5 protein-coding genes are annotated in these 5,329 nt (G+C 43.3%); 4 read left to right on the top strand and 1 reads right to left on the bottom strand.

Features of this window, described 5'->3' with window-relative positions; all coding sequences use genetic code 11:
• The coding region (locus PX484_RS03845; RefSeq protein WP_288102913.1) for a DMT family transporter at positions 1-561 on the top strand (561 nt) is incomplete at its 5' end.
• Here the strand turns inward: PX484_RS03845 and PX484_RS03840 are convergent.
• The gene (locus PX484_RS03840; protein WP_287664612.1) at positions 538-1,767 is read right to left on the bottom strand and encodes a class I SAM-dependent methyltransferase; all 1,230 of its coding nucleotides are present in this window, start codon (positions 1,765-1,767) and stop codon (positions 538-540) included. The two genes, PX484_RS03845 and PX484_RS03840, sit on opposite strands and share 24 nt — an antisense overlap.
• Before the next feature lie 138 nt (positions 1,768-1,905).
• Here PX484_RS03840 and PX484_RS03835 point away from each other — a divergent pair, with 138 nt between their 5' ends.
• The 3 genes from PX484_RS03835 (at position 1,906) to PX484_RS03825 (ending at position 4,874) form a co-directional block, all read left to right on the top strand.
• A complete protein-coding gene (locus tag PX484_RS03835) occupies positions 1,906-2,775 on the top strand; it encodes an MBL fold metallo-hydrolase (RefSeq protein ID WP_287664615.1) in 870 nt (289 codons plus the stop codon).
• 126 nt (positions 2,776-2,901) lie between these two features.
• Entirely contained in the window at positions 2,902-3,600 is a 699-nt protein-coding gene (gene ubiE / locus PX484_RS03830) for a bifunctional demethylmenaquinone methyltransferase/2-methoxy-6-polyprenyl-1,4-benzoquinol methylase UbiE (protein WP_287765620.1), read from the top strand.
• A gap of 35 nt (positions 3,601-3,635) precedes the next feature.
• Positions 3,636-4,874 carry a DUF445 domain-containing protein gene (locus PX484_RS03825; protein ID WP_287765617.1) on the top strand — a complete coding sequence of 413 codons (1,239 nt, stop codon included), beginning with the start codon at positions 3,636-3,638 and terminating at the stop codon, positions 4,872-4,874.
• The last annotated feature ends 455 nt before the right edge of the window (positions 4,875-5,329 follow it).

Raw genomic sequence — 5,329 nt, 5'->3', positions numbered from 1 at the left:
TTGCCCGATCAATGGTTTTATGACTTTTTTGGACAAAAAGCGGTAAATATTGACTTTAGCTGGCAGGAATTACTAAATAGCGGCGAAATGCTCATGCTTTTGGCTTCCCTATCCATGGCGGTGGGAACAGTCTTAATCCGGTTTGTCTGTCGTCATGCGGATCCCGTCAGCGCCACAGGATGGCACATGATTTTAGGAGGATTGCCGCTATTTTTAGCTTCAGGTTTCACCGAATCCCATCAATGGCAGAATATAGATTTAAATGGTTGGTTAGCTTTAAGTTATGCCACTATTTTTGGTAGTGCGATCGCATACGGAATATTCTTTTATTTAGCCGCCAAAGGCAATTTAACCAGTTTAAGTTCTTTAACTTTTTTAACTCCGGTTTTTGCCCTCACTTTCGGGAATTTATTCCTCGGTGAGATGTTAAGTGTATTGCAATGGGTGGGGGTATCTTTAACCCTCGTTAGTATTTATTTAATCAATCAAAGGGAAAAAATATCCCCACAAGTGCGGGCAATTTTTGCTAATCTTTCCTCACTTATACCCAAAAGCAACTAAATCAAATTCCCTGCGAATTACCTCGACTCTGGCAAAATTTGCCTCTTGTAATTTATGGTTAAGATTTTGAGAGGTAAAACCAGTTTTATGAGCCATATAGGGCATTCCGGGGACTTCTGTTCCCATACCGTAAAACATCCATAAAGCCCGCACGGGACCTCCGGGAGAAATATATAAAGGTTCATTTTCCATATCGCCTCTAGCGACAAATTCGGCGGCGGTTTGCATATCGGGAACTACGATCATTAAAAAGCCTTCGGGTTTAAGAATGCGTTTAAATTCCCCTAGGGCGATGGGAACTTCGTAATGATAAATATGTTCTAGATTATGACTAGAAAAAACCGCATCGACGCAGTTATCGGGAACGGCACTTAAATCGGTAATAGTTCCTAAAATATCTGGGTTAACAGCAGTATTGATATCGAGGCGAATTTCTTGCCAATTGCCATCGCGGAATAGTTGGGGTAAGGCTTCGGGATTATAGGGACCACAACCCACATTTAAAACCAGTTTTTTCGGGGATTTTAGGGCTGTTATCCCTGGGGAAGCATTCCAAGCTAATAAACAAATATTTTTCAAACCAAGCAAACCGTGATTAGCGATTTTATCATCTAAAATTATCTGAGCTTGGGGATGGGTTTTAGTAAAATCTCTTATTGCCTGTTGGAGAGCGGGATGCTGACATTTATTGATGATAATTAAAGCGGAATCGGACCAGAATTTTTTGGCAAAAAGTAGGGAGATGAAGAGCGATCGATAGTCTTCGGCGGCGTCGTAGTAATAAACTCCCAGCTTTTCTTCACTGTTTAATTCTGCCAGATCATCGAAAAAGTTTTCCGTTTCTTGATCGCTTAAAAATATCTGTTCTGATAGTTGAAAATCCTCCAAATCCTCAGATAATATAGTTAGCTTTTCTCCCGATGGATCGTATTTAAAAAAAGCTTCTACGCCATAACCGCAGCGATCGCTATTATCCCAGAAAGCGGCGACTAAACTACCGCGACGAAAACAACCCACTTGACAGTAAACCTCCTCTGGTTGCAGACAGGCAACGGCGAGATTGAGCAGGGGAAAGAGATTGCGATCAGGATAGGAGGCGGTTTTTTCGCTTAAAAGGGTTAATTGCTCGGAAATAGGCGACATTAAAGCCGATCCCCAATCCTGATACTGTTGGGGCAGTTTTTCTAAGAATTTCTGTAAATCCATACCTTAGCTCTTGCAAAAGTGACGATCCTCACCCCTTAATCATAGATCGTTATCTTCGGGATGAAGTCACTGCCTTAATTGTGGAAGAGTGCTAATCTGATCTATTAGCCCATCAGCACAAGTAGACCAACTTCTGATATGCCCTACAACTGCTTCCAGATCAAATTTTGGGGAGTACGGGGGAGTATTCCCTGTCCAGGTTCGGAAACCGTTCGTTATGGTGGTAATACTTCCTGTGTAGAGATGCAAGTCGGTAGAGAAAGATTAATTTTTGACGGTGGTACAGGGTTACGCATCCTAGGACAGTCTTTGATGGCAGAAAGTCCAGCGAAAGCCCATTTATTTTTCAGCCACTCCCATTGGGATCATATTCAAGGTTTTCCTTTTTTTACCCCTGCTTTTATCAGGGGCAATACTTTTAATATCTACGCGGTTCCCTCCCCCAACGGAGCAACCATCAAGCAAACATTACACGATCAGATGTTACATCCTAATTTTCCCGTGCCTTTGCAGATTATGCGGGCTGATTTAGAATTTTATGATCTAGAAATGGGCGAAACCCTCCACTACGGCGATGTCAGCGTCGAAACCCGTCCTTTAAATCATCCAGGAGAAGCGGTGGGTTATCGGGTAAATTGGCAGGGTTTATCGGCAGCATATATTACCGATACCGAACATTTTCCTGATCGCCTTGATGATAACGTTCTGGCTTTGGCCTGGCAAGCGGATGTGATGATTATTGATGCTGCCTACACCGATGAGGAATACAACGATCCTAAGTATTCTAAGGTGGGTTGGGGCCATTCCACTTGGCAGCAGGCAGTCAAAATCGCCCAGGCAGCCCAAGTTAAGCAGTTAGTTCTATTTCATCACGATCCCGCCCATAATGACGATTTTCTCGATCGCATTGGCGAACAGGTAAGAAAGATTCTGCCTCAAACTATTCTCGCCCGGGAAGGCCTGTTGATCGAACTGCGACCGGAAGGTTCTCGGATAGATGAAGCGTAACCTAAGTCACTGTTCCCCACTATGACTATAACTGCTGTAGATGCTCAACAGCTTATCCCCGTGGGCGCAGATAGGATAGAATGGTATAACTTCATCTGGGATTTTCTCTGGTGCTATATTATAAAAATGTCCAATCAATCCTCACCTAACTCCACAGAAATACAAGCAATTTTTGATCAGATCGCTCCCGAATATGACCGCCTCAATCAGGAATTAAGTTTAGGATTACACCATATCTGGAAATTAATGACAGTCAAATGGTGTCAACCAGAAAAAGGGGACTTTGCCCTCGATATCTGTTGTGGCAGCGGCGACCTGACTAACCTATTATCAAAACAAGTGGGCAAAACCGGCAAAGTGATCGGACTAGATTTTTCCCCACAACAATTAAAAATCGCCCGTCAACGTTTTAGCGCCACTAATATTAACTGGATGGAGGGGGATGCCCTCAATTTACCCTTTGCCGATTCTAGCTTTGATTGTGCCACTATCGGCTATGGATTACGCAATGTGGTGGATATTGCCCAATGTTTGGGGGAATTATACCGAGTCCTCAAACCGGGTGCTAAAGCGGCGATTCTTGACTTCCATCAACCCACCGAAACCATCGCCAAACTATTCCAAAACTGGTATCTCGATCATATCGTCGTTCCCGCCGCCGAGCGCTACGGCTTAACTGACCAGTACGCTTATATTAGTCCCAGTATCGATCGCTTTCCCCGGGGCCCAGAACAGGTAAAATTAGGCTATCGGTCGGGATTTTCCGGCGCTGTTCACTATCCACTCCTAGCAGGACTGATGGGAGTGTTAGTCTTGAAGAAATAACCTACTCACATTTCCGTTTATTTTTTGCTGCTAAATTGAATCTCCCTACTCTTTGGACATGGATCTTACCGCCGATCGCGGGGGCAATTATTGGCTATTTTACGAACGATGTAGCCATAAAAATGCTATTTCGTCCCTACAAGGCGATTTATATCGGTAAGCGTCCTCTTCCCTTCACTCCGGGGTTAATTCCTCGCAATCAAGATCGATTAGCTGTCCGGGTATCGGATACGATCATGGGTTCCCTGTTAACCCCCGAGGAATTACAAAAACTGGCTAAACGACTCCTCGACACCGAAAGGGTACAGGGGGCGATACTCTGGCTGTTACAATTAGCTTTAAAACAAATAAAAGGCGATCGGCAAGCAAAAACAGCCGAGATTTTGGCGGCGATTCTTCACGATTTATTCGGGGAATCTTTAGCGAAATTACTAAAAGTTTTAGCCCGACGGCAGGACTTTTTAGAAAAACAGATCAATCAAATTTTTGATCGCCTAGTCTTAGAATTTTCTCTCAGTGAACAACAGGCGCGACAATTCTCCGATTGGCTATTAGAAACCGTCCTACCTGCTGATGTTATCCGTCTAGCTTTGATCGACTTTTTAACCGATCGCAATATTCAAGTTATCGATGAAGGATTTCGAGAAAAAACCAGTGGAACCTATTGGGTAGTAGCCAATTTATTCGGTTTACGCAATGCCCTCGCTCGCTTACGCACTTTTTGCCTTGATGAAAAGGATTTAGCTAATACCAGAATCAAAGAATTATTACTATCTTTAGAGATGCGTAATCGTCTGAAAAACTGGTTACAAAGTATCTCTTTACAAAATTTACCTATCTCCACCGTCAGACAATTGCGTAAAACCACTAGGGATACGGTGCGAATTTATATTCAAGAAAGTGGCGAACAATTTCTGCAAGATTTTGGACAAACGATCGACTGGGATCAAATCGCTAATTTAATTATTAATCGTCTGCAATCCTCGGTGTCAATGACTACATCATTAGGGGTAATTAGTCAAGAGTTAGCGTTAATTTTAGAGCGTTATCTAGAGGAAGATTTAGAGAAATTAGTCGCCCAAATTATCCCGATTCTCAACATCGATCAGGTAATCCGCGATCGGGTAAATGCCACTTCCCCGGCCGATCTGGAAAATGCCATTCAAGGCATTGTTAAACAGGAATTACAGGGAATTGTTAATCTCGGTGGGATTCTCGGTCTTCTCGTCGGACTAATGCAAACAGTTATTTTAATCGCACAGAATAGAGGGTAATAATTAGGGTTTGCTGAAAAAGTTTGTTGGTGGGGGCAGGGTGTGGGGTGTGGGGTGTGAATTTTCCCCCTGAAAAAGCCTTAATCTAACAAGGTTTTTAGATTTATTCAGCAAGCCCTAATTAGGGTTTGCTGAATAAGTACGGGCGAAGCATTCGGGCAATAACCTATCGGTGAAACCGTAGATTTTTTATCCGAATGCTTCGCCCCTACAGGACGCGGGCCGATGAAGACGCAAGGTTTTGAAGCACGATTCTCTCAAAATCTTGCACCTGTTTCGCTCGTAAAGCCACAAAACCCTTACCTTGCCTACATTTCACCTTTATTCAGCAAGCCCTAAATAGGGTATGATGGACGTTGGATAGATTTTCTCCTATTGCCGTGAGCGAAAGCGTCTATATTGAAACCAGTATCTTAGGCTACCTAACTGCTCGACCCAGCAGAGATATTATTGTG

This window comes from Microcystis sp. M49636_WE2 (assembly GCF_030065375.1).
Lineage (GTDB): Bacteria > Cyanobacteriota > Cyanobacteriia > Cyanobacteriales > Microcystaceae > Microcystis > Microcystis aeruginosa_C.
The sequence above is the reverse complement of the archived record's forward strand: the minus strand, read 5'-3'. Positions and strand labels throughout refer to the sequence as shown.

Coding starts and splice junctions, on each gene's coding strand:
- PX484_RS03840 (WP_287664612.1), bottom strand. CDS start 1,767: ATGGATTTACAGAAATTCTTAGAAAAACTGCCCCAACAGTATCAGGAT.
- ubiE (WP_287765620.1), top strand. CDS start 2,902: ATGTCCAATCAATCCTCACCTAACTCCACAGAAATACAAGCAATTTTT.
- PX484_RS03835 (WP_287664615.1), top strand. CDS start 1,906: ATGCCCTACAACTGCTTCCAGATCAAATTTTGGGGAGTACGGGGGAGT.